Below are 18,833 nucleotides of genomic sequence, written 5' to 3' on the forward strand. Positions count from 1 at the left end.
CCCGTGCCTATAGCTCGACGGTGAAGCACGGAAGGCCGGCGGACTGATAGGCGCCGTCCATGAATCAGGGGACAGGGTGTGCCTTCAGGTTCGTGATGAACGCATGCCACTCCGCGCCGGTGCACACGAGGGCGCAGCCACCAGGGTCCTTGGAGTCGCGCACGGCGACGATCCCGGAAAGATTGGTGGCCACTTCGACACACTGTCCGCCGTCCGGGCCTGATCGGGATGACTTACGCCACTTCGCTTCATTCAGGTCCATCGCTGGATCACGTCCTTGATGAGCTGCAGTGAGAGGTACTTCGCGTGGGCCTCTGCTCGTATGGCGTCGTACCGGGCGGCGATCTTGAGAATCGTCGTGCGATCTTCGATCACCTGCCCTCGCGCGGAGGACTCCACATACACGATATGGGGTGCCCCTTCGAGTTCCGCAAGCGTGAATGCGCTCAGCATTCCAGTCGTCGACTCCGCGATGTAAGGAACCACCTGGATGGTGACTTTCGGGTGTTGGGCGATTTCCAGGAGGTACTCCAGTTGCCTGCGCATCACCGTCGATCCACCAAGCGGCCGGTGCAGCACGCTCTCGTCCATGACGCTCCAGACGACCGGGGGATCGTCCTTGGCGAAGATGGACTTCCTGCGTAGTCGGCTTTCGACGTGTTGATCACGCTGGTCCGAGGTGAGTCCGGGCTCACCGTCGATGACTTTGCGGGCGTACTCCTCAACCTGGAAAAGTCCGGGAATCAGAAGGGGATCCCAACTTCGAAGCGCCGTAGCCTGCTGTTCTACGTCCATCCAATCCCGGAAGTGCTCCGGGACGGTTTCCCATCTGGCTATGGCGCAGAGGCGGGTGAGGACGCCGTCGAGACCAAGGGTCTCGTCGCAGAGTTGGGCGAGGCGCTTTCCCGGCGATCGCCGGGCGGTTTCCACCATGCCGACGACGCTCGTCGTATAGCCGATCCGCTGCGCCAGTTCCGCCTGTGTCAGCCCCGCTTCGAGGCGATATCGCCGTAGCTCATAGGCGAACAGCGCTCGGGGGGACTCCTCCGGGTTGACTTCTACGGGTTTCGTCACCTTTAGCCCTCCTTCGCGTGCATGGCCCGCCTTCCGAACCTCTCCTTCGTCGCTCCGCGAGTGAGGCGTCATTGAGAGGTGAATCCGCTGTCGCGGGCACTCCGACGTCGGCCACTGTATGAAGCCGTCTCTTTACTATCCGTAGGAACGGTGAGGTGGGAAGGCATGTCGACCTCGCAACAACCTCGCAAATCGATGAGCGGTCCTGACCGGATCGCGTCATCGCGGGCGGACGGCCCTGCGGGCACCCTCAGGGGGGTGATCGACCTCGTCGGCGTTCCCGAGTCGGCCGGCCAGGCCCGTGCCTTCGTCCGGGAGGCGCTGGGGCGCGCTCATCCGGTCCTGGACGAGGTCGTTCTGCTCGTCTCCGAGCTGGTCACCAACAGCGTCACCCACTCGGATTCGCGTGGCGGCGGCCGTGTGACGCTCGCCGTGAGCGAGTGTGACGGCGCGGTCCACGTCGAGGTGGTCGACGCGGGATCGGAGGCGGAGCCGCAGGTGCGTAGTGACCTTCACGCGGAAGGGGGGCGAGGGCTCTTCCTGGTGGACGCCATCTCGGAGCGGTGGGGGATGTACCGGGACGGCGCGGGGCGGGTCGTCTGGTTCGCGGTGCGGTTCCGGACCACTGGACCGGGGGAGGAGCGCGTCGAAGAGACGTGAACGCCGATGCCGGCAGGCCGATGCGGTGCCGCTGACCTGGGGATCCCTGCGCTCAGATGGTGGGGATCCCTTGGCTCAGATGGTGGAGATCCCTCCGTCGACCGGGATGACGGCGCCGGTGAGGTACGACCCCGCGCGGGAGGCGAGGAAGATCGCCGCTCCGGCCATGTCGTCCGGGCGTCCGATGCGCCCCAGCGGGACCTGCTTCTCGATGGCGGCGCGCAGCTGCGGATCGTCCAGCGCGAAGGCCATCATCTTGGACTCGAACGGCCCGGGGGCGATGGCGTTCACGGTGATCGGCTCGGCCGCGAGCTTGTGCGCCAGGTGCCGGGTCAGCATGTGGACGCCGGCCTTGGCCGCCGAGTAGGCGTAGTTCTCGACCTCCGGCGCGCGCAGGCCGTCCACGGAGCCGATGTTGATCACGCGGGCCGGGTCGTCGGCAGTCGCGGAGGCGCGCAGCAGCGGCAGGAAGCGCTGGGTCAGGTAGAACACGCCCTTGACGTTGATGCCCCAGAGCTTGTCGAAGGCGTGCTCGGGGTACTCCTCCAGCGGCGCGCCCCAGGTGGCGCCGGCGTTGTTCACCAGCACGTCCAGGCGGTCCTCACGCTCTGAGACGGCCGCGACCAGCGTCTCGATGCCCTGCGGCGTCGACAGGTCGGCGGGCACGGCGACGCAGCCGAGTTCGGCGCCCGCCTTCTCCACCTCGGCGGCCTTGCGCGAAGAGATGTAGACGGTCGCGCCCGCCGCCGCGAAGCCGGCGGCGATCATCTTCCCGATGCCCCGCGAGCCGCCCGTGACGACGACGGTCTTGCCTTCAACCGAGAACAGAGTCATGCCCCCCGATGATGCCGCACTCGCCTCCGGCCGTCCATACCGACCGGTCGGTCCGCGTGGCTCAGGGGTGGTGGCGCTGGGCTCGCATGCCGAGTACGGACGGTCCGGCGGGTCGCACAAGGGCCGAAGCGCCGGCGCGGTGATGGGGGGGCTTGGGTTCAGGCGTCGAAGCGGCCGTAGTCGCCGCGGAAGAACACCAGGGGACCGTGGTCGGCGTGCGCGTCCAGCGCCAGGACGCGGGCCACGACGATGGTGTGGTCGCCCGCCGCGTGCTCGGACTCGATCGAGCAGTCGATCCAGGCGAGCGTGCCGTCGATCAGCGGGCCGCCGCCGGGCGACAGGCTCCAGGACAGGCCGGAGAACTTGTCGCCCCCTTTGGCCGCGAGCCGCCTGCTGATGTGCTCCTGCCGTTCGGACAGGATGTTCACGCAGATGCGCGGCGCCGCCTTCAGGTGCCGCCAGGTCGTGCTGGTGTTCGCCACGCAGAAGGCCACGAGCGGTGGGTCCAGCGATACCGAGGTGAAGGAGTTCACCGCCAGTCCTCGGGGTGCGCCGTCGGCGGGGTCGATCGCGGTGACGGCGACCACGCCGGTGGCCAGCCGGCCCAGTACGTTCCTGAAGTGGTCGGAGTCCGTCGCGTCGCCGCGCACCGCGAAGCGGCCGTTCCCCGCTTCCCGGTGCCCGTTCCCCAGGGCGACGCGGTGCCCGTTACCCGGTGCGGGAAGGTGTCCGTTTTCGGGTGCGGCGCGGTGTCCGTTTCCCGGCGCGGGAACGTGTCCGTTTTCTGGGGCGGGGACGTGTCCGTTTCCCGGAGGTGTGTGGCGCTCGTCCTCGGGGGTGAACGGTTTGTTCCGGTTCGACCAGGGGTCCGGGTCCGGGGAGCCGGTGGCCCGCACGTAGGGCAGGGGCGGAAGGGAAGGTGGAGCGCTCGGCCTGTACGTCACGCTCGGTCCCTCCTGGACATGCCCCACGCGCGGCCGGGCGGTCGGTCCGCCCGGCGAGATCGTCAAGTCTCAGCATGCAACTTCAACCATGGTTCAGGTCAAGGCCGGATTCTGTGACGACGGACACGTCCGCAGGGGCGGGCCGGAGCACCGGCGGAGGGACACCTGGACGCGGAGCCGGACGCTCGACGCGGATCGGGGGATGCCCTGACAGCGTGCCCGACGCGAATCGGGCCGCCTTGACGGGGCGCTGGCCCGGAGCGGGACGTCTTGACGGGGTGCCTTGACGGGTGCCAGCCCGGAGCGGGACGTCTTGACGAGGTGGAGGCCGCGGCCGACGGTGATAACGGAAGGCGTGTCCTGGCGGGCGTGGGGGACCCGCCAGGACACGTTCCGCCCCGGCGCGACTTCCAGGACCCCGGCGAGGGTTGGGGTCCTGGCCGTCGTTTACCGCACGGAGTCGGTGGGCGGCCGGTCGCCGGAGTCGTGAGCCCGAGAGTCTTCGGGCTCCTCCTCGACCGGCCGGCGGAGGCGGCGCTTGACGAGCTGCGCGGCGCCGGCGGGGTCATCCGACGGATGGGTGACCGTGAGGCCGTCCTCGTTCCAGACGAATGAGCCGCCCCTGCACCAGACGGTCAGATCGGTGGTCACTGACAGCACCGACATGCCGTTCGCGCTGCTCTGGTAGGTGTGGGTGAACCCCTCCCGGTGCAGCGCGTAGCGCAGTAGACGCGTTGCCTCGCGGGGGTCGTGCCAGGGCAGATATGGCGTTCCCGCCCGGACTGCCAGCACAGGCCCTCACCCCTCGCCGCCTCTTTGATGGATTTGTACCAACGTTTGGATAATGCGGTGTGGAGACGCTTGGGTCAAGGGGTTGTTTGCCGTCAGATCGAGATCGTCTAAATTCGTAGGTACAAAAGGACGCAACCGTAGGTGAGATTTGGCACGGTCGACGCTGTACCAGCAGGTGGCCGGCGAGCTGCGCAGGGCGATTTACTCCGGCGAGCTTGGGCCGGGCGCTCAGCTTCCGACGGAGATGGACCTCATGGACAGCCATGAGGTCAGCCGCAACACGGTACGCCTCGCCCTGGCCGAACTGGAGAACGAGGGTCTGATCACCCGGATGCGCAGGCGCGGCAGCTTCGTCCGCGACCGCCGCGCGCTGCTCATGCGTCCCCAGGCCGAGCTGAACACCCCGCCCGGGGTGCTGCGCCGGGAGGCGTTCGCCGAGGCGGTCACCAAGGAGGGCCGCAAGCCCGGTCAGGAGATCGAGGTCTCGATCGTGGAGCCGCCCGAAGAGATCGCCGCGAGGCTGGAGCTCGAGGAGCACGCGCTCGCGGTGGTGCGCCGGCGGCTGCGTTACGTCGACGACCAGCCCTACAACACCAACGACTCCTACTTCCCGCATGCGCTGGTGCGCGATTCCGAGATCGCCCGTCCGGCGGACATCACGCGTGGGGCCAACCGCGTGCTGGAGGAACTGGGGCATCGCCAGGTCCGGGTTGTGGACGACATTTCGGCTCGTATGCCGACTCCTGAGGAATCCGCCCGCCTGCAACTCGAACCTGGTACCCCTGTTGTCGTATATGTCCGAGTTGGCTATGACCGTGAGGACACCCCGGTCCGGGTCGCCTTGTCCGTTCTGCCCGCCGACAAGCATCTGATCAGGTACGAGCTCGCACTGAGCTGACCTCGCGCGCGCCGTCTCGCTTCGTGACGCGGCCGCGCCGTCCTGCCGCCGGCACGGGCCGGGGCCGTCTCCGCGGCCCCTGACGCCCGCAGGCCCGGCGGCGAACGCCTTTACACCGGCCTTCACTGATAGGGCCGCGCGCCCCCGGTCGAGCACTTTAGGTGTTCGAGGCGCTACACACGGCGACGAAAGGACGATCGATGTACTCCCACACCCTCCACCAGGCCGGTTCGCTCACCCTGCGTAATGCCACTCCCGACGACCTTCCCGGGGTCCTCGCGCTCCTGGCGGAGACGGCGGGCTGGCTGAACGAGCGGGGCATCCGCCAGTGGCCGGCCGACGGTTTCCCGGCCGCGCGCATCGAGCCGCTGATCGCCGAGGGCACCATGTACGTGCTGGACGACAAGAACGCCGCGGACGCCGTGGACGCCACCGCCGACGGGGAGGGCGGGCGGATTCACGTCCCCGCCGCCACCATGGCCCTGGACGACCACGCCGACCCGGAGTTCTGGAGGCGCGCCGACCACCCGGAGACCGGCCTGTACGTCCACAAGCTGGCCGTCAAGCGGGACTTCGCCGGGCACGGCCTGGGCGAGACGCTGCTCGACTGGGCGGCGCTGAGGGTGGCCGCGACCGGCCGCCGGTGGCTGCGGCTCGACTGCTCCAAGAACAACCCCGGCCTGCAGGGGTACTACCGCAAGCTCGGCTTCCGGCATCTCAGGACGGTGGACCTCCCGCACCGCGCCTCCGGCGCGCTGTTCCAGCGGCCCGTCGACCTGACCTCTCCGGCCCTTCCGCACGCGCGGCGCCGCAGGTCGGCGCACGTGGGAACCCGCTGAGGGCCGCCCCGGCGTCGCCCAGTGCGCCGGGGCGGATCATGATGTAGCCGGCCGATCTTGGATCATTGGCCGGCTTGCGGGTGGTAGCGGTCCATCTTCGGACAAGAGGGTCCGATAACCTCAGGACCCATGACCGGATCGCTGCTCGAGGTGATCGCACTGGACGTGCGCGACGCCGTGGCCGCAGAAGACGGCGGCGCGGACCGCCTGGAGATCGTGGCCGACATGTCCGTCGGCGGGCTGACACCCGCCCCGGAGACCGTGGCGGCGATCGCCAAGAAGTCCGCGCTGCCGCAAATGGTGATGCTCCGCTCCAACGCGGGGTTCGGCGTGACCCCGCAGGAGCTGGAGGGGCTGGAGCGCGACGCGCGCATCTTGGCCGACGCCGGCGCGGCCGGGTTCGTCTTCGGCTTCCTCGACGAGGAGGGCAAGGTCGACCTGGCGGCCACCGAGGCGCTCATCCACGCCGTAACGCCGCTGCCATGGACGTTCCACCGCGCCGTGGACAACGCCGAGGACGTGCAGGCGAGCTGGCGCGCCGTGCGGCTGCTGCCCAACCTGGCCACCGTGCTGACCTCCGGTGACCCCTCGGGCATCGCGGCGGGACTGCCCGTACTGCGGTCGCGCGCCGAGGCGGGGGACGCGCCGATCATCCTGGCCGGCGGCGGGCTCAAGCCGCATCTGGTCCCCCCGCTGCTGGACTACGGCGTGCGCGCCTTCCACGTCGGCGGCGGCGTACGGTCGTCGTGGTCGGACCCGGTCGACGTCGAGCGCGTCCGGCGCTGGCGCGAGCTGGTGGACACGATCTGAGGTGCGCCTGACCCTCGGCGACCATGACGTGCCGGGCGTGGACGCCGCGCTGGCCGAGCAGGCGCGGCGCTACCCGGGGCCCGGCGCCGCCTGGCAGCCGGTGCACACCGTGTACGTGCCCGCCGACCGCTTCGACGCCGAGACCGTGCGCACCTGGGGCGAGAAGGCCCTGAACCTCCTGGACCGCCACCTGCCCGACGGCGCCGTCCTGGCGTCGCTCTTCGGCCCCGCCACGCCCGAGGTGGCCGATGACGTCCGCGGCCGGGTGGCGCGCAAGCTCGCCCGCGAGCCCGTCGAAGACCTGCGGATCGACTTCGAGGACGGGTACGGGACGCGTCCGGACGCCGAGGAGGACGAGCACGCCGTCCGGGCCGCCGAGGCGGTCGCCGCCATGCACGCCGCAGGGACGCTGCCGCGCCGCTGGGGGCTCCGGGTCAAGTCGTTCGCCGACGGTGATCCGGCCCGCAGCCTGCGCACCCTCGACGGCCTCCTGTCCGAGGTCGCCGCCCGGGCCGGCGGGCTGCCGCCCGGGTTCACCGTCACCTTCCCCAAGGTCCTCATGGAGGCCTACCTCGGCCGGTTCGCGGCGTGCCTGGCCTCCCTGGAGGAGGGCATGGGGCTCGCGGCCGGGACGCTGCGCTTCGAGATGCAGGTGGAGGCGCCGCAGACCGTGCTGTTCCTCGCCCGCTCGCCCGACCTCGTGCCCTCGCTGCGCGGACGCCTCGCGGCCGCGCACTTCGGAGTGTTCGACTACACCGCCGCCTGCGGGCTTCCGCCCGCCGAGCAGCGCCTGGACCATCCGGTCTGCGACCACGCCCGCGAGGTGATGCGCGTCGCGCTCGCCGGCACCGGGGTCGAGCTGTCGGACGGCTCGCTGGCCGCCTCACCCGCCTCCGGCTCCACCGAGGACGTGCGCGCGCTGTGGCGGGCGCACGCCGGTATGGTGCGCCACTCGCTGCGCCACGGGTTCTACCAGGGCTGGGACATGCATCCCTCGCACCTGGTGTCCCGGTATGCCACCGTGTACGCCTTCCATCTGGCGACCCGGGACGCCTACGCCGGGCGCGTCCGCGCGTGGGAGGAACGGCGCGACGCCGGCGGCGGCGTGATGGACGAGCCCGCGACCGTCAAAACCCTCGCCGCAGCCCTCCACCGCGCCGACCAGGCCCTGCACACCCCCACCGAAACGGCCCACTGACGAGGGTCCAGGTGGACGCGTCGCCCGCCGTATGGCGGCGCCGGATTCGCCGTACACCGTCCCGCCGTCCCGGCGCCGGACAATCGGCCCAGCGGGGGCGGAGGTACCGAGGCGCCAGGTGGCGGGGTGGTACGGGGCTCCGAGGCCGGCGTGAATGGGGGTTTCGGGCGCGGTGAGAACATCTCCGGATCAAGTCGAGGGCAGGGGTGATCAGTTATGGCCGGCTGGGTGGCCTGGCTTTCGATCTTCAATGGGACGATCGGGAAGGTGACGGGTGGGTCAGGGATCGGGGGTGGTGGGGGTGAAGGCGGCGAGCATGGCGGGGCGGCCCACCAGTTTGACGTGTTCGCCGCGGCCCAGGGACAGGGCCAGGGCCGCCTCGGCGGCCTCGATGGCGAGCCAGTCGCCGTAGGTCACCGGCCGCACCCCGCGCGCGGCCAGCACGTCGTCCAGCCGGGCGCCCGGCTCGCGCCGTTCGGGCCGCGTGGCGAGGTCGGCCAGCAGGGTGCGCACCGTCTCGGCGGCGTCGGACTTGTTGGTGCCGATGACGCCGGTCGGCCCGCGCTTGAGCCAGCCGGCGACGTACTGCCCCTCGCCGACCCGCCCGGCGCTGTTCGGCACGGTCATCGTCGCGGTGTCGAACGGCACTCCGGCCAGCGGGACGCTCTGGTAGCCGACCGAGCGCAGCACCATGCCGGCCGGGATGGTCTCGTACTCGCCGGTGCCCACCACCCGCCCGTCGGCGAGACGCGTGCGCTCCAGCCGCAGCGCCTCGACCTTGCCCGCGCCGAGGATCTCCACCGGACGCAGCCAGAACCGCACGTCCAGGCGGCGCGGCCGGCCCGACGGGGCCCGCAGCGACCAGGACCGGAGGACCTCCACGTTGCCCCGGATCTGCCGCGACAGCTCGCCCAGCTCGCCGGACCCGGCCTCCTCAGGGCGGACGAGCACGTCGCAGTTGGCCAGCTCGCCCAGCTCGCGGAGTTCCTTGAGGGTGAACTTGGCGTGCTCGGGACCGCGCCTGCCGATCATGTGGATGGTCGTCACCTGGCTCTTGGCCAGCCGGTCGAGGACCTCCTGCGGCACGTCGGTGGACCGCAGCTCGTCAGCGGTCTTGGCCAGGATGCGCACCACGTCGACCGCCACGTTGCCGACCCCGATCACCGCCACCTCGGCGCTGTCGAGGGAGAACGCTTCGGGCGGCATGTCGGGGTGGCCGCAGTACCAGTTGACGAAGTCGGTGGCGGCCACGCTGCCTGGGAGGTCCTCGCCGGGGATGCCGAGGTGCCGGTCGACCATGGCGCCCGTGCAGTAGACCACCGCGTCATAGCAGGCGGCGAGGTCGTCGACCGTGACGTCCGACCCCAGCTCGACGCCGCCGAGGAAGCGCACCGACGGCAGCTCCAGCACCTTGCGCAGGTAGCCGGCGATCGACTTGATCGAGGTGTGGTCGGGGGCGACGCCGTACCTCACCAGCCCGTACGGCGTGGGCAGGCGGTCCAGGACGTCGATCTCGACGGGCTCGCCCGCCTGCTTGGTCAGGGCCTCGGCCGTGTAGATCCCGGCGGGACCCGATCCCACGATCGCCACGCGCAGCGACATGCGGCCTCCTTAGCGGGACCTGCCGGCCCCACGACGTCTTGCGCCGATTCTCGCCCAGGCGGGTCCTCCCGACCAGACTCGCACGCCGGAGGCCATCGCAATAATCCGGTTAGGCCACCCCGCCCCTGAGCGCCTCCCGGGCCGCATAAATCGGCCGGCGGCCCCGTGGGAGTCGATAGCCTGTATACCTGTCAACCACCGCGACCGAGGAGTAGCCGTGCTGCTGCGTATGTCCACCCTGTTCCTGCGCACCCTGCGTGAGGATCCGGCGGACGCGGAAGTGCCGAGCCACAAGCTGCTCGTCCGCGCCGGCTATGTCCGCCGCGTCGCCCCGGGCATCTACTCGTGGCTGCCCCTCGGCAAGATCGTCATGGAGAACGTCGCCCGCGTCGTCCGCGACGAGATGAACGCCATCGGCGGCCAGGAGGTCCTGTTCCCCGCGCTGCTGCCCCGCGAGTACTACGAGCAGACCGGCCGCTGGACCGAGTACGGCGACACCCTGTTCCGCCTGAAGGACCGCAAGGGCGCCGACTACCTGCTCGGCCCCACGCACGAAGAGATGTTCACCGACATGGTGAAGGGGGAGTACTCCTCCTACAAGGACTATCCGGTCATCCTCTACCAAGTGCAGACGAAGTACCGCGACGAGGCGCGCCCCCGGGCCGGCATCCTGCGCGGGCGCGAGTTCGTCATGAAGGACTCCTACTCCTTCGACCTGGACGACGACGGCCTCAAGCGCTCCTATGAGCTGCACCGCGAGGCCTACATCAAGATGTTCGACCGGCTCGGCATCCACTACAAGATCTGCTTCGCGATGTCCGGCGCGATGGGCGGCTCGGCCTCCGAGGAGTTCCTGGCCCCCACCCCCACCGGCGAGGACACCTTCGTCGCCTGCCACAACTGCGGGTACGCCGCGAACGCCGAGGCCGTCGTCACCCCCGCGCCCCCGGCCGTGACCGCCGTCCACCCGGACGCGCAGGTGCTCGACACCCCCGACACCCCGACCATCGAGTCGCTGGTCTCGTTCGTCAACGAGCGCTACGGCCTCGGGGTGAGCGCCGCCGACACCCTCAAGAACGTCGTGGTCAAGGTGCGCACCCCCGGCTCCGACGAGGTCGAGACGCTCGTCATCGGGGTGCCCGGCGACCGCGAGGTCGACTTCAAGCGGCTGGAGGCCTCGCTGTCGCCCGGCGTTCCCGAGATCTTCGAGGCCGCCGACTTCGCCAAGCACCCCGGTCTCGTGCGCGGGTACATCGGCCCGCAGGTGCTCAAGGAGCTCGGCATCCGTTACCTGGTCGACCCCCGGGTCGTGGCGGGTTCGTCCTGGGTGACCGGCGCCAACGAGCAGGGCCGGCACGCGGCGCACGTCGTGGCGGGCCGCGACTTCGAGCCCGACGGCACCATCGAGGCCGCCGAGGTGCGCGCCGGCGACTCCTGCCCCCGGTGCGCCCACCCGCTGTCCATCGACCGCGGCATCGAGATCGGCCACATCTTCCAGCTCGGCCGCAAGTACGCCGACGCCGCCGGCCTGGACGCCCTCGGCCCCGACGGCAAGCCCATCCGCATCACCATGGGCTCCTACGGGGTGGGCGTCTCGCGCGCCGTCGCCGTGCTCGCCGAGCAGCTGCACGACGAGCTGGGACTGGTCTGGCCCCGCGAGGTCGCGCCCACCGACGTCCACATCGTCGGCACCGGCAAGGACAACCAGGTCGAGGTGGCGCTCGCGCTCGCCGAGGAGCTGGAGGCCAAGGGGCTGCGCGTGCTCGTCGACGACCGCGCCTCGGTCTCGCCCGGTGTGAAGTTCAAGGACGCCGAGCTGCTGGGCGTCCCCACCATCCTGATCATCGGCCGCGGGCTCGCCCAGGGGGTCGTGGAGCTGCGCGACCGCGTCACCGGCGTCAAGGAGGAGATCCCCCTCGCCGAGGCCGCCTCCCGCGTACTGGCCGCCGCCGCCGAGCCGGCGCCCGCCCAGGGCGCCTGACGCGCCGGCCGGCACGGCAAGCCGGCACATGGCGAGCCGGCATGGCCAAGGGCCCGCCGCCTCTCGGCCTGAGGCGGCGAGCCCCTCACGCGTGCCACGTCAGAGTCGAACTGCACGGCACGCGGCTCATGACGCCGGAGCCCGGCCCCGGCGACCTGTCCAGTGGATGACCGGTGAGGTGCGCTGGCTCCGCGCCGTAGGGCGGCGCCGGCCTTCGCCGTCCACCATCCCGCCGACGCGGCGCCGGTGGGAGTACTCCGTCGGGTGGATGGGGGATGGCGCACCCGGCGGGGGGTGGGCCGGTCACCGTCCCGCCGACGGTGGGAGTGCTCCATCGGGTGGACGAGGGATGGCGCACCCGAGGGGGTGCGCCGGTCACTGGATTAGCTGCGGGTGCCGCCGAGGGTTTTGCGCCAGTGGAAGCCGCCCGGAAGGTTCACGGTTATGGTGCGCCGCCCGTCGGCGGTCTTGGTGACACGGAAGCCTCGTGCGCCATAGCTGTGCCCGACACCGCTCCGCGACAGGTTGAGCCTGAACGGCCCCATCTTGATCGACTTACGGTAACTCCAGCCCATCTTTGCTGCCCTCCGTGTGTTCCGATGGACGAGCAACTACCCCGAACACCGTTCGCAAACGTGGACGTATGGGAGAAAGTGCCTTACTGGTCGAGGGAAACGGGCGGGGAAGTGGTCGCCCGGCCGCTCGGCGAGGCGGCCGGCGCGGGCGCCGGATGGCCCGGCAGCGCCGCGATCACCGGCTGCCAGCCGTACCCACGCACGGTGCACTCTTGCATGGCCAGCGCGGCCAGCCGCCGCAGCGAAGGGTCGTCCACGGCGGCCAGTTCGAGGTAGGCCGCCGTCACGCGGTCTTCGACCAGCGCGGCGAGACGGGCGGCGTCGCGCGCCGCGGTCACCGGGAACGGCAGTTCGTAGGCCGTCCCGGCCTCGGACGGGGTGCCGCCCCTGGCCGTGATCAGCCCGCGGATCTGGTCGCGCCTGGCCCGGTGGGCGTTGTAGCCCGCCGTCGCCGACGAGCGCCTGCCGCCGGAGGTCCGGGCGCCGACGACGCCGTAGGCGTACACCGCCGCGTGCTCGGCGGCCAGCACCTTGTTGAGCTCGCCCACGGCGTCGGTCACGACGACCTCGCCAGCGCCGCCGCGTGGGCGGCCTCGCACGCGCCGATGGAGGCGAGCAACTGCGCGAGAGAGGGAGAGACCTTGCCGATCTGCCGGGGACGCGCGGCCGCGGCCTTGCGCTCTCTGTCGCGCAGCGTGCCGATCGAGACCGCCGCCCCCGAGGCGGAGGCCCCCGCGGAGGCCGACGGCGTGGGCGAGGTCGTCGCGGGCGTCACAGGCGCGGGCAGGCGGCGGCGCAGCTCGGCCAGGTGGGCCTCGTGGCGCTGCTGGAACGGGCGCAGCGTGGCGGCGACCTTGGCGCCCGAGCGCGCGGCCTGCCGGTAGAGCGCCACCGTCTGCTCCTTGTCGGCGATGACGCTGGTGAGCAGCACGGTGTCGGGATCGGGCGGCCGCGGCGTGGGCGCGGAGCGGGGCGCGGACTCGGGCCCGGCGCAGCCGGTGGCGGACGCGGCGACGGCCGCGGCCGCGGCGCCGCGCAGCACCGCGCGCCGAGTCAGGGCACGCTGACGCACGGTGCGGCCTCCTGTGAATGACGGCTTTTCCTGGCTTGGCACATAGCATCGTACGGCGCGTCGCCCGGTGGGTGACCGAGTGACGCTCTTTCCGTGCCCCGGTGTCGATAGGCTGGTGAACCGTTGGGCGAGGTACGCATTCGGCCGTCATTTGAGACGACCGTTAAAACAACTGGGAGGTCAGCATGGGCTCAGACGCTCGACGTGACCGCCTGATCAAGCTTCTTGAACCCGTCGCGGCCGCCGAGGGCCTCGATCTTGAGGATGTCACGATCACCCCGGCCGGCAAGCGGCGGCTCCTGCGTGTCATCGTTGACGGCGACGAGGGCGTGAGCCTGGACAAGGTCGCCGACATCAGCCAGATGGTGTCGCAGGCGCTCGACGACAGCGACGTGATGGGCGGCAGCCCGTACGTGCTGGAGGTCTCCTCGCCCGGGGTCGACCGCCCGCTGACCGAGCCGCGCCACTGGCGCCGCGCCAAGGGCAGGCTGGTGAAGGCCGATCTGCGCGACGGCGGCTCGCTGGAGGGCCGTGTCATGGCCGTCGGCGACACCGGCGTCGAGATCTCGGCGGGGGAGGCCTCGCGCCCGCTGCTGTGGGACGAGCTGGTCAAAGGACGGGTGCAGGTGGAGTTCCGCCGGCTCGACGATGACGTGTTGGACGATGAAGACGACGCCGGCGACGACGACGGCGACGAGGGCTAGGGGGGAGCCTTGTGGACATTGACATGAGCGTCCTGCGCAGCCTGGAGCGGGAGAAGGACATCTCCTTCGACCTGGTCGTCAAGGCGATCGAGGACGCATTGCTCATCGCCTACTTCCGCACCGAGGGCGCGGCGCCCAAGGCCCGCGCCGAGCTCGACCGCGGCTCCGGCCACGTGACCATCTGGGCTGCGGAGCTCGACGACGAGGGCCGGGTGGCCAGGGAGTACGACGACACCCCCGGCAACTTCAGCCGCATCGCCGCGACCACGGCGAAGCAGGTCATCCTGCAGCAGCTCAGGGACGCCGAGGACGAGATCAACTTCGGTGAGTTCGCCAGCCGCGAGGGCGAGCTGGTCGCCGGGGTCATCCAGCAGGGCAAGGACCCCCGGGTGGTGCTGGTCGACCTCGGCAAGATCGAGGCCATCCTGCCGCACAACGAGCAGGTGCCCGGCGAGGAGTACATCCACGGTGAGCGGCTGCGCTGCTACGTCGTGCAGGTGAAGAAGGGCCACAAGGGCCCCTCGGTCACGCTGTCGCGCACGCACCCGAACCTGGTGAAGAAGCTCTTCGCGCTGGAGGTCCCCGAGATCGCCGACGGCACGGTCGAGATCGCCGCCATCGCCCGCGAGGCCGGCCACCGCACCAAGATCGCGGTCCGTTCGCGCAGGGGCGGGGTCAACGCCAAGGGCGCCTGCATCGGCCCCATGGGGTCGCGGGTGCGCAACGTCATGACCGAGCTGCACGGCGAGAAGATCGACATCATCGACTGGTCGGACGATCCCGCCGACTTCGTCGGGAATGCCCTGTCGCCCGCGCGGGTTTCCCATGTAGAGGTGATCGATCTCGAAGGTCGCGTCGCCCGGGTGACCGTTCCCGACTACCAGCTCTCGCTCGCGATCGGCAAAGAGGGGCAGAACGCCCGTCTAGCCGCTCGCCTCACCGGATGGCGCATTGACATCCGGCCCGATACTCAGGCCGCCGCTGCGGGGGATGCGGTCGGTCCCGCCGATGCCTCCACAAGGTAAGCTTGAGTACGGTGGCCGGGCGGCCCCGCTGAGAACGTGTGTGGGCTGCCGGGTTCGCGCGGTAAAGTCCGAGCTGCTCCGCCTGGTGGTGGTCGGGGATGAGATCATTCCTGACCAGCGAGGACGGCTGCAGGGCCGTGGTGCATATCTGCACCGGGCACTGAGCTGCCTGGAGCTCGCCGAACGTCGCCGAGCGTTTCCGCGTTCGTTCCGAGTCGCGGGAGCGCTCGACGTGGCGTGTCTGCGAGCTCATCTGGTGGGGCTTGACGCCGAGTAGGACCGGGTGAATGGTTACCAACTGTCATGTAGGACGCCGAGTCGATGGGCGGGTCAGATAGCGATGAGCGCCTGATGAGCATGCGGCGATGAGTACGTCCAGGTAGAGACGGTCCGGCGGCACAGCCTCCCGGGCCGAGTTAGGGAGTGCAGTGGCGAAGGTCCGAGTCTACGAGCTCGCCAAGGAGTTCGGAGTAGAGAGCAAGGTCGTGATGGCCAAGCTCCAAGAAATGGGCGAGTTCGTGCGATCGGCGTCTTCTACGATAGAGGCGCCGGTGGTCCGCAAGCTTACGGAGGCCCTCAAGGGGTCCTCCGATTCCAGGGGCGGCGACAGGTCGTCCAGGGCGCCCAAGGCGTCCCCCCGGCCGGCTCCCAGCCAGGCCGGAAACGGCGCGGCGACGCCGGGTCAGACGGTTCCGCGGCCGGGTCCCGGCCCACGTCCAGGTCCGGGCCCGCGCCCAGGCCAGGGGCAGGGTCAAGGTCCGGCGAACGTCGCACCGCGCCCGCCCGTGCCGATGCCCCATGTCAACCAGCCTCCGCAGGAGGCCACCCGTCCGGCGGCGCCGCGTCCCGAGGCCGCCCGCGCTGAGGCCGCTCGTCCGGAGGCTCCCCGCCCCGCGACGCCGCGTCCCGATGCGCCGCGTTCCGAGGCCCCGAGGTTCGAGGCCCCGCGTTCCGACGCGGGCCGTCCGGCCGCTCCGGGCACGCGCCCCGGTCCCGGTCCCAAGCCGGGCCCCCGTCCGGGTCCCGCCCCGCGCACCGGCGCGCCCTCCGCGTCCGGCGGCGGCGCTCCCGCCGCTCCGGGCGCCCCTGGCGCCCCGGCGGGTCCGCGTTCCGGCGCCCCGGCGCCCGGCGCTCCCCGTTCCGGCGGTCCCAAGCCGGGTCCGCGCGGCCCGCGTCCCGGTAACAACCCGTTCTCCTCGAACGCCAGCGGCATGGGCCAGCGCCCGCCGCGTCCGGGCCGTGAGGGCGGTGGCCCTCCCGGTCGCGACGGCGCCCCCCGTGACGCCGGTCCCCGCGAGCCGCGCCGTGACGGCGCCGGTCCGCGCGAGCCGCGCCGCGAGGGTCCCCGCGACGGCGCGATGCCGCGTCCTCCGGGCGCGCGTTCCGGCCCGCCCGGAGCGGCCGGTCCGCGTCCGGGTCCCGGCCCCGGCGGACCGCGTCCCGGTCCCGGTGCGGGCGGTCCCCGTCCCGGTGGCCCGCGTCCGAACCCGATGATGATGCCTTCTCGCCCGTCCGGCCCCGGCCAGGGCGGCGGCGGTGGCGGCGGTGGCCGTCCCGGCGGTGGCGGCGGTCGTCCCGGTGGCGGCGGTGGCCGTCCGGGTGGCGGCGGCGGTGGCGCCGGTCGTCCCGGTGGCGGCGGCTTCAGCGGTCCCCGCACGGGCACCGGTGGCCGTCCCGGCGGTGGCGCCGGCGCGGGCGCCGGTGGCGGCGGTGGTTTCGCCGGTCGTCCCGGTGGCGGCGGCGGTCGTGGCCGTGGTGGCACGGCGGGAGCCTTCGGGCGTCCCGGCGGCCGTCCGACCCGTGGCCGCAAGTCCAAGCGCCAGAGGCGTCAAGAGTTCGACAACATGCAGGCCCCCTCGATCGGCGGCGTGCAGGTCCCTCGCGGCACCGGCCAGACCCTGCGCCTGCCGCGCGGAGCCTCGCTGTCCGACTTCGCCGACAAGATCGGTGCGAACCCCGCCTCGCTGGTGCAGATCATGCTGCACCTCGGCGAGATGGTGACCGCCACCCAGTCGGTGAACGAAGAGACCCTGCAGCTGCTGGGCGCCGAGCTCAACTACGTCATCCAGGTCGTCAGCCCGGAGGAGGAGGACCGCGAGCTTCTCGAGGCCTTCGACATCGAGTTCGGCGAGGACGAGGGCGACGAGAGCGACCTCGCGCCGCGACCGCCGGTCGTGACGGTCATGGGTCACGTCGACCACGGTAAGACCAAGCTTCTCGACGCCATCCGCAACACCAACGTGGTGGCGCGCGAGGCCGGTGGCATCACCCAGCACATCGGTGCCTACCAGGTCGCGACCGAGCACGAGGGCCAGGACCGCAAGATCACCTTCATCGACACCCCGGGTCACGAGGCGTTCACCGCCATGCGTGCCCGTGGTGCGCAGGCGACCGACATCGCCGTGCTGGTGGTCGCCGCCGACGACGGCGTCAAGCCGCAGACGATCGAGGCCCTCAACCACGCCCACGCGGCCGAGGTCCCGGTCGTGGTCGCGGTGAACAAGATCGACAAGGAGGGCGCGGACCCGATGAAGGTCCGGGCGCAGCTCACCGAGTACGGTCTGGTCGCCGAGGAGTACGGCGGTTCGACGATGTTCGTCGACATCTCCGCGAAGCAGGGGCTCGGCATCGACGATCTGCTCGAGGCGATCCTGCTGACGGCGGACGCCGAGCTCGACCTGCGGGCGAACCCGACGATGGACGCCCAGGGCATCGCGATCGAGGCCCACCTGGACAAGGGCCGCGGCCCCGTGGCGACCGTGCTCGTGCAGCGCGGCACCCTGCGGGTCGGCGACTCCATCGTCTGTGGCGAGGCCTTCGGCCGCGTCCGGGCGATGCTGGACGACAACGGCGAGCAGGTCACCGAGGCCGACCCGTCGCGTCCGGTCCTGGTGCTGGGTCTGACGGCCGTCCCGGGCGCCGGCGACAACTTCATCGTCGTCTCCGACGACCGCATGGCCCGCCAGATCGCCCAGCAGCGGGCGGCCCGGCAGCGCATCGCCGACATGGCGAGGAGCAGCCGCCGCCGTACGCTCGAAGAGCTGTTCAGCGACCTGGAGAAGGGCAAGGTCGACGAGCTCAAGCTCATCATCAAGGGTGACGTCTCCGGTTCCGTGGAGGCCCTGGAGGACGCGCTGCTCAAGATCGACGTCGGCGACGAGGTGCGCCTCCGGGTGCTCCACCGCGCGGTCGGCGCCATCACCGAGTACGACGTCAACCTGGCGATCGCGGACGACAACGCCGTCATCATCGGCTTCAACGTGCGGCCCGAGGTGCGGGCGCGCGACCTGGCCGAGCGCGAGGGCGTCGACATCCGCTACTACTCGGTCATCTACCAGGCGATCGAGGAGATCGAGGCGGCCCTGAAGGGCATGCTGAAGCCGGAGTTCGAGGAGGCCCAGACGGGCACCGCCGAAGTCCGCGAGGTCTTCAAGGTCCCGAAGATCGGCAACGTGGCGGGCTGTCTGGTCCGTTCGGGCACGATCACCCGCAACAGCAAGGCCCGGATCATCCGCGACGGCGTCGTGGTGGCCGACAACCTCACCGTCTCGTCGCTGCGCCGCTTCAAGGACGACGCGACCGAGGTCCGCGAGGGCTTCGAGTGCGGCATCGGTGTCGGCTACAGCGACATCAAGATCGACGACGTCATCGAGACGTTCGAGATGCGGGAGAAGCCGCGCGCCTGACGGCGGCGGAAGACAAGGCGGGGGGGGGGGGGGGGGGGGGGGGGGGGGGGGGGGGGAGGGGGGGGGGCGGGGGGGGGGGGGGGGGGGAAAAGAGACGGGGCAGGGGTAGGGCTAGAGGCCGTCCGCTATGCTGTCCTGT

Annotated in this window: 19 protein-coding genes; 10 read left to right on the forward strand and 9 right to left on the reverse strand. The window is 71.2% G+C overall.

The window, feature by feature from the left end:
- Positions 1 to 64 precede the first annotated feature (64 nt).
- Together ACZ6QO_RS03760 and ACZ6QO_RS03765 are read right to left on the reverse strand one after the other, a co-directional pair.
- Positions 65 to 262: a DUF397 domain-containing protein gene (locus ACZ6QO_RS03760; RefSeq protein ID WP_465847360.1), complete on the reverse strand. Its 198-nt coding sequence runs from the start codon at positions 260 to 262 to the stop codon at positions 65 to 67.
- Positions 253 to 1,074 carry a helix-turn-helix domain-containing protein gene (locus ACZ6QO_RS03765; RefSeq protein WP_465847361.1) on the reverse strand — a complete coding sequence of 274 codons (822 nt, stop codon included), beginning with the start codon at positions 1,072 to 1,074 and terminating at the stop codon, positions 253 to 255. Before ACZ6QO_RS03765 ends, ACZ6QO_RS03760 begins: the two co-directional genes overlap by 10 nt.
- A 258-nt stretch (positions 1,075 to 1,332) precedes the next feature.
- Between ACZ6QO_RS03765 and ACZ6QO_RS03770 the strand changes: the two genes are divergently transcribed.
- Complete coding sequence (locus ACZ6QO_RS03770; RefSeq protein ID WP_465847363.1) at positions 1,333 to 1,734, forward strand: ATP-binding protein; 402 nt, start codon at positions 1,333 to 1,335, stop codon at positions 1,732 to 1,734.
- Positions 1,735 to 1,809: 75 nt separating this feature from the next.
- On the opposite strand, the gene ACZ6QO_RS03775 is transcribed toward ACZ6QO_RS03770, so the two are convergent.
- The 3 genes from ACZ6QO_RS03775 to ACZ6QO_RS03785 all read right to left on the reverse strand — a co-directional run bounded on the left by ACZ6QO_RS03775 (position 1,810) and on the right by ACZ6QO_RS03785 (position 4,304).
- A complete protein-coding gene (locus ACZ6QO_RS03775) occupies positions 1,810 to 2,568 on the reverse strand; it encodes an SDR family oxidoreductase (RefSeq protein WP_465847365.1) in 759 nt (252 codons plus the stop codon).
- Positions 2,569 to 2,726: 158 nt separating this feature from the next.
- Positions 2,727 to 3,218, reverse strand: coding sequence for a flavin reductase family protein (locus ACZ6QO_RS03780; RefSeq protein WP_465847367.1), 492 nt, complete (start codon positions 3,216 to 3,218; stop codon positions 2,727 to 2,729).
- Positions 3,219 to 3,959: 741 nt separating this feature from the next.
- The gene (locus tag ACZ6QO_RS03785) at positions 3,960 to 4,304 is read right to left on the reverse strand and encodes a hypothetical protein (protein WP_465847368.1); all 345 of its coding nucleotides are present in this window, start codon (positions 4,302 to 4,304) and stop codon (positions 3,960 to 3,962) included.
- A gap of 148 nt (positions 4,305 to 4,452) precedes the next feature.
- On the opposite strand from ACZ6QO_RS03785, the gene ACZ6QO_RS03790 reads away from it, so the two are divergent.
- The 4 genes from ACZ6QO_RS03790 to ACZ6QO_RS03805 all read left to right on the forward strand — a co-directional run bounded on the left by ACZ6QO_RS03790 (position 4,453) and on the right by ACZ6QO_RS03805 (position 8,049).
- Positions 4,453 to 5,202 (forward strand): GntR family transcriptional regulator, encoded by a 750-nt coding sequence (locus tag ACZ6QO_RS03790; RefSeq protein WP_465847370.1) that lies wholly within the window; start codon positions 4,453 to 4,455, stop codon positions 5,200 to 5,202.
- 200 nt (positions 5,203 to 5,402) lie between these two features.
- Positions 5,403 to 6,041, forward strand: coding sequence for a GNAT family N-acetyltransferase (locus tag ACZ6QO_RS03795; RefSeq protein ID WP_465847372.1), 639 nt, complete (start codon positions 5,403 to 5,405; stop codon positions 6,039 to 6,041).
- 129 nt (positions 6,042 to 6,170) lie between these two features.
- Positions 6,171 to 6,851 carry a copper homeostasis protein CutC gene (locus ACZ6QO_RS03800; protein ID WP_465847373.1) on the forward strand — a complete coding sequence of 227 codons (681 nt, stop codon included), beginning with the start codon at positions 6,171 to 6,173 and terminating at the stop codon, positions 6,849 to 6,851.
- 1 nt (position 6,852) lies between these two features.
- On the forward strand, positions 6,853 to 8,049 hold the full coding sequence (locus ACZ6QO_RS03805; protein ID WP_465847375.1) for a DUF6986 family protein: 1,197 nt from the start codon (positions 6,853 to 6,855) through the stop codon (positions 8,047 to 8,049).
- A 279-nt stretch (positions 8,050 to 8,328) separates the two neighbouring features.
- On the opposite strand, the gene ACZ6QO_RS03810 is transcribed toward ACZ6QO_RS03805, so the two are convergent.
- Entirely contained in the window at positions 8,329 to 9,651 is a 1,323-nt protein-coding gene (locus ACZ6QO_RS03810) for an FAD-dependent oxidoreductase (RefSeq protein WP_465847377.1), read from the reverse strand.
- Between the two features lie 217 nt (positions 9,652 to 9,868).
- Between ACZ6QO_RS03810 and ACZ6QO_RS03815 the strand changes: the two genes are divergently transcribed.
- Positions 9,869 to 11,632, forward strand: coding sequence for a proline--tRNA ligase (locus ACZ6QO_RS03815; protein WP_465847379.1), 1,764 nt, complete (start codon positions 9,869 to 9,871; stop codon positions 11,630 to 11,632).
- 383 nt (positions 11,633 to 12,015) lie between these two features.
- On the opposite strand, the gene ACZ6QO_RS03820 is transcribed toward ACZ6QO_RS03815, so the two are convergent.
- The 3 genes from ACZ6QO_RS03820 to ACZ6QO_RS03830 form a co-directional block, all read right to left on the reverse strand.
- Positions 12,016 to 12,207: a DUF4236 domain-containing protein gene (locus tag ACZ6QO_RS03820; RefSeq protein ID WP_465847380.1), complete on the reverse strand. Its 192-nt coding sequence runs from the start codon at positions 12,205 to 12,207 to the stop codon at positions 12,016 to 12,018.
- A gap of 83 nt (positions 12,208 to 12,290) precedes the next feature.
- Positions 12,291 to 12,767 carry a ferritin-like domain-containing protein gene (locus tag ACZ6QO_RS03825; protein WP_465847382.1) on the reverse strand — a complete coding sequence of 159 codons (477 nt, stop codon included), beginning with the start codon at positions 12,765 to 12,767 and terminating at the stop codon, positions 12,291 to 12,293.
- Entirely contained in the window at positions 12,764 to 13,279 is a 516-nt protein-coding gene (locus tag ACZ6QO_RS03830) for a hypothetical protein (protein ID WP_465847384.1), read from the reverse strand. The genes ACZ6QO_RS03825 and ACZ6QO_RS03830 overlap by 4 nt, the downstream gene beginning before the upstream one ends.
- 185 nt (positions 13,280 to 13,464) lie before the next feature.
- Between ACZ6QO_RS03830 and rimP the strand changes: the two genes are divergently transcribed.
- The 4 genes from rimP (at position 13,465) to infB (ending at position 18,694) form a co-directional block, all read left to right on the forward strand.
- A complete protein-coding gene (gene rimP, locus ACZ6QO_RS03835; protein ID WP_465847386.1) occupies positions 13,465 to 13,983 on the forward strand; it encodes a ribosome maturation factor RimP in 519 nt (172 codons plus the stop codon).
- A gap of 11 nt (positions 13,984 to 13,994) precedes the next feature.
- The gene (nusA, locus tag ACZ6QO_RS03840) at positions 13,995 to 15,008 is read left to right on the forward strand and encodes a transcription termination factor NusA (RefSeq protein ID WP_465847387.1); all 1,014 of its coding nucleotides are present in this window, start codon (positions 13,995 to 13,997) and stop codon (positions 15,006 to 15,008) included.
- Positions 14,992 to 15,285 carry a YlxR family protein gene (locus ACZ6QO_RS03845; protein WP_465847389.1) on the forward strand — a complete coding sequence of 98 codons (294 nt, stop codon included), beginning with the start codon at positions 14,992 to 14,994 and terminating at the stop codon, positions 15,283 to 15,285. Before nusA ends, ACZ6QO_RS03845 begins: the two co-directional genes overlap by 17 nt.
- Before the next feature lie 151 nt (positions 15,286 to 15,436).
- The gene (infB, locus tag ACZ6QO_RS03850) at positions 15,437 to 18,694 is read left to right on the forward strand and encodes a translation initiation factor IF-2 (protein ID WP_465847390.1); all 3,258 of its coding nucleotides are present in this window, start codon (positions 15,437 to 15,439) and stop codon (positions 18,692 to 18,694) included.
- Positions 18,695 to 18,833 lie beyond the last annotated feature (139 nt).

This window comes from Sphaerisporangium sp. NPDC049457, assembly GCF_055586705.1.

What these genes read in the sequence shown, in the direction of transcription:
- ACZ6QO_RS03795 (WP_465847372.1), top strand. Translation starts at nt 5,403, where the DNA reads ATGTACTCCCACACCCTCCACCAGGCCGGTTCGCTCACCCTGCGTAAT.
- rimP (WP_465847386.1), top strand. Translation starts at nt 13,465, where the DNA reads ATGGGCTCAGACGCTCGACGTGACCGCCTGATCAAGCTTCTTGAACCC.
- ACZ6QO_RS03800 (WP_465847373.1), top strand. Translation starts at nt 6,171, where the DNA reads ATGACCGGATCGCTGCTCGAGGTGATCGCACTGGACGTGCGCGACGCC.
- ACZ6QO_RS03820 (WP_465847380.1), bottom strand. Translation starts at nt 12,207, where the DNA reads ATGGGCTGGAGTTACCGTAAGTCGATCAAGATGGGGCCGTTCAGGCTC.
- ACZ6QO_RS03810 (WP_465847377.1), bottom strand. Translation starts at nt 9,651, where the DNA reads ATGTCGCTGCGCGTGGCGATCGTGGGATCGGGTCCCGCCGGGATCTAC.
- ACZ6QO_RS03775 (WP_465847365.1), bottom strand. Translation starts at nt 2,568, where the DNA reads ATGACTCTGTTCTCGGTTGAAGGCAAGACCGTCGTCGTCACGGGCGGC.
- ACZ6QO_RS03760 (WP_465847360.1), bottom strand. Translation starts at nt 262, where the DNA reads ATGGACCTGAATGAAGCGAAGTGGCGTAAGTCATCCCGATCAGGCCCG.
- ACZ6QO_RS03845 (WP_465847389.1), top strand. Translation starts at nt 14,992, where the DNA reads ATGCCTCCACAAGGTAAGCTTGAGTACGGTGGCCGGGCGGCCCCGCTG.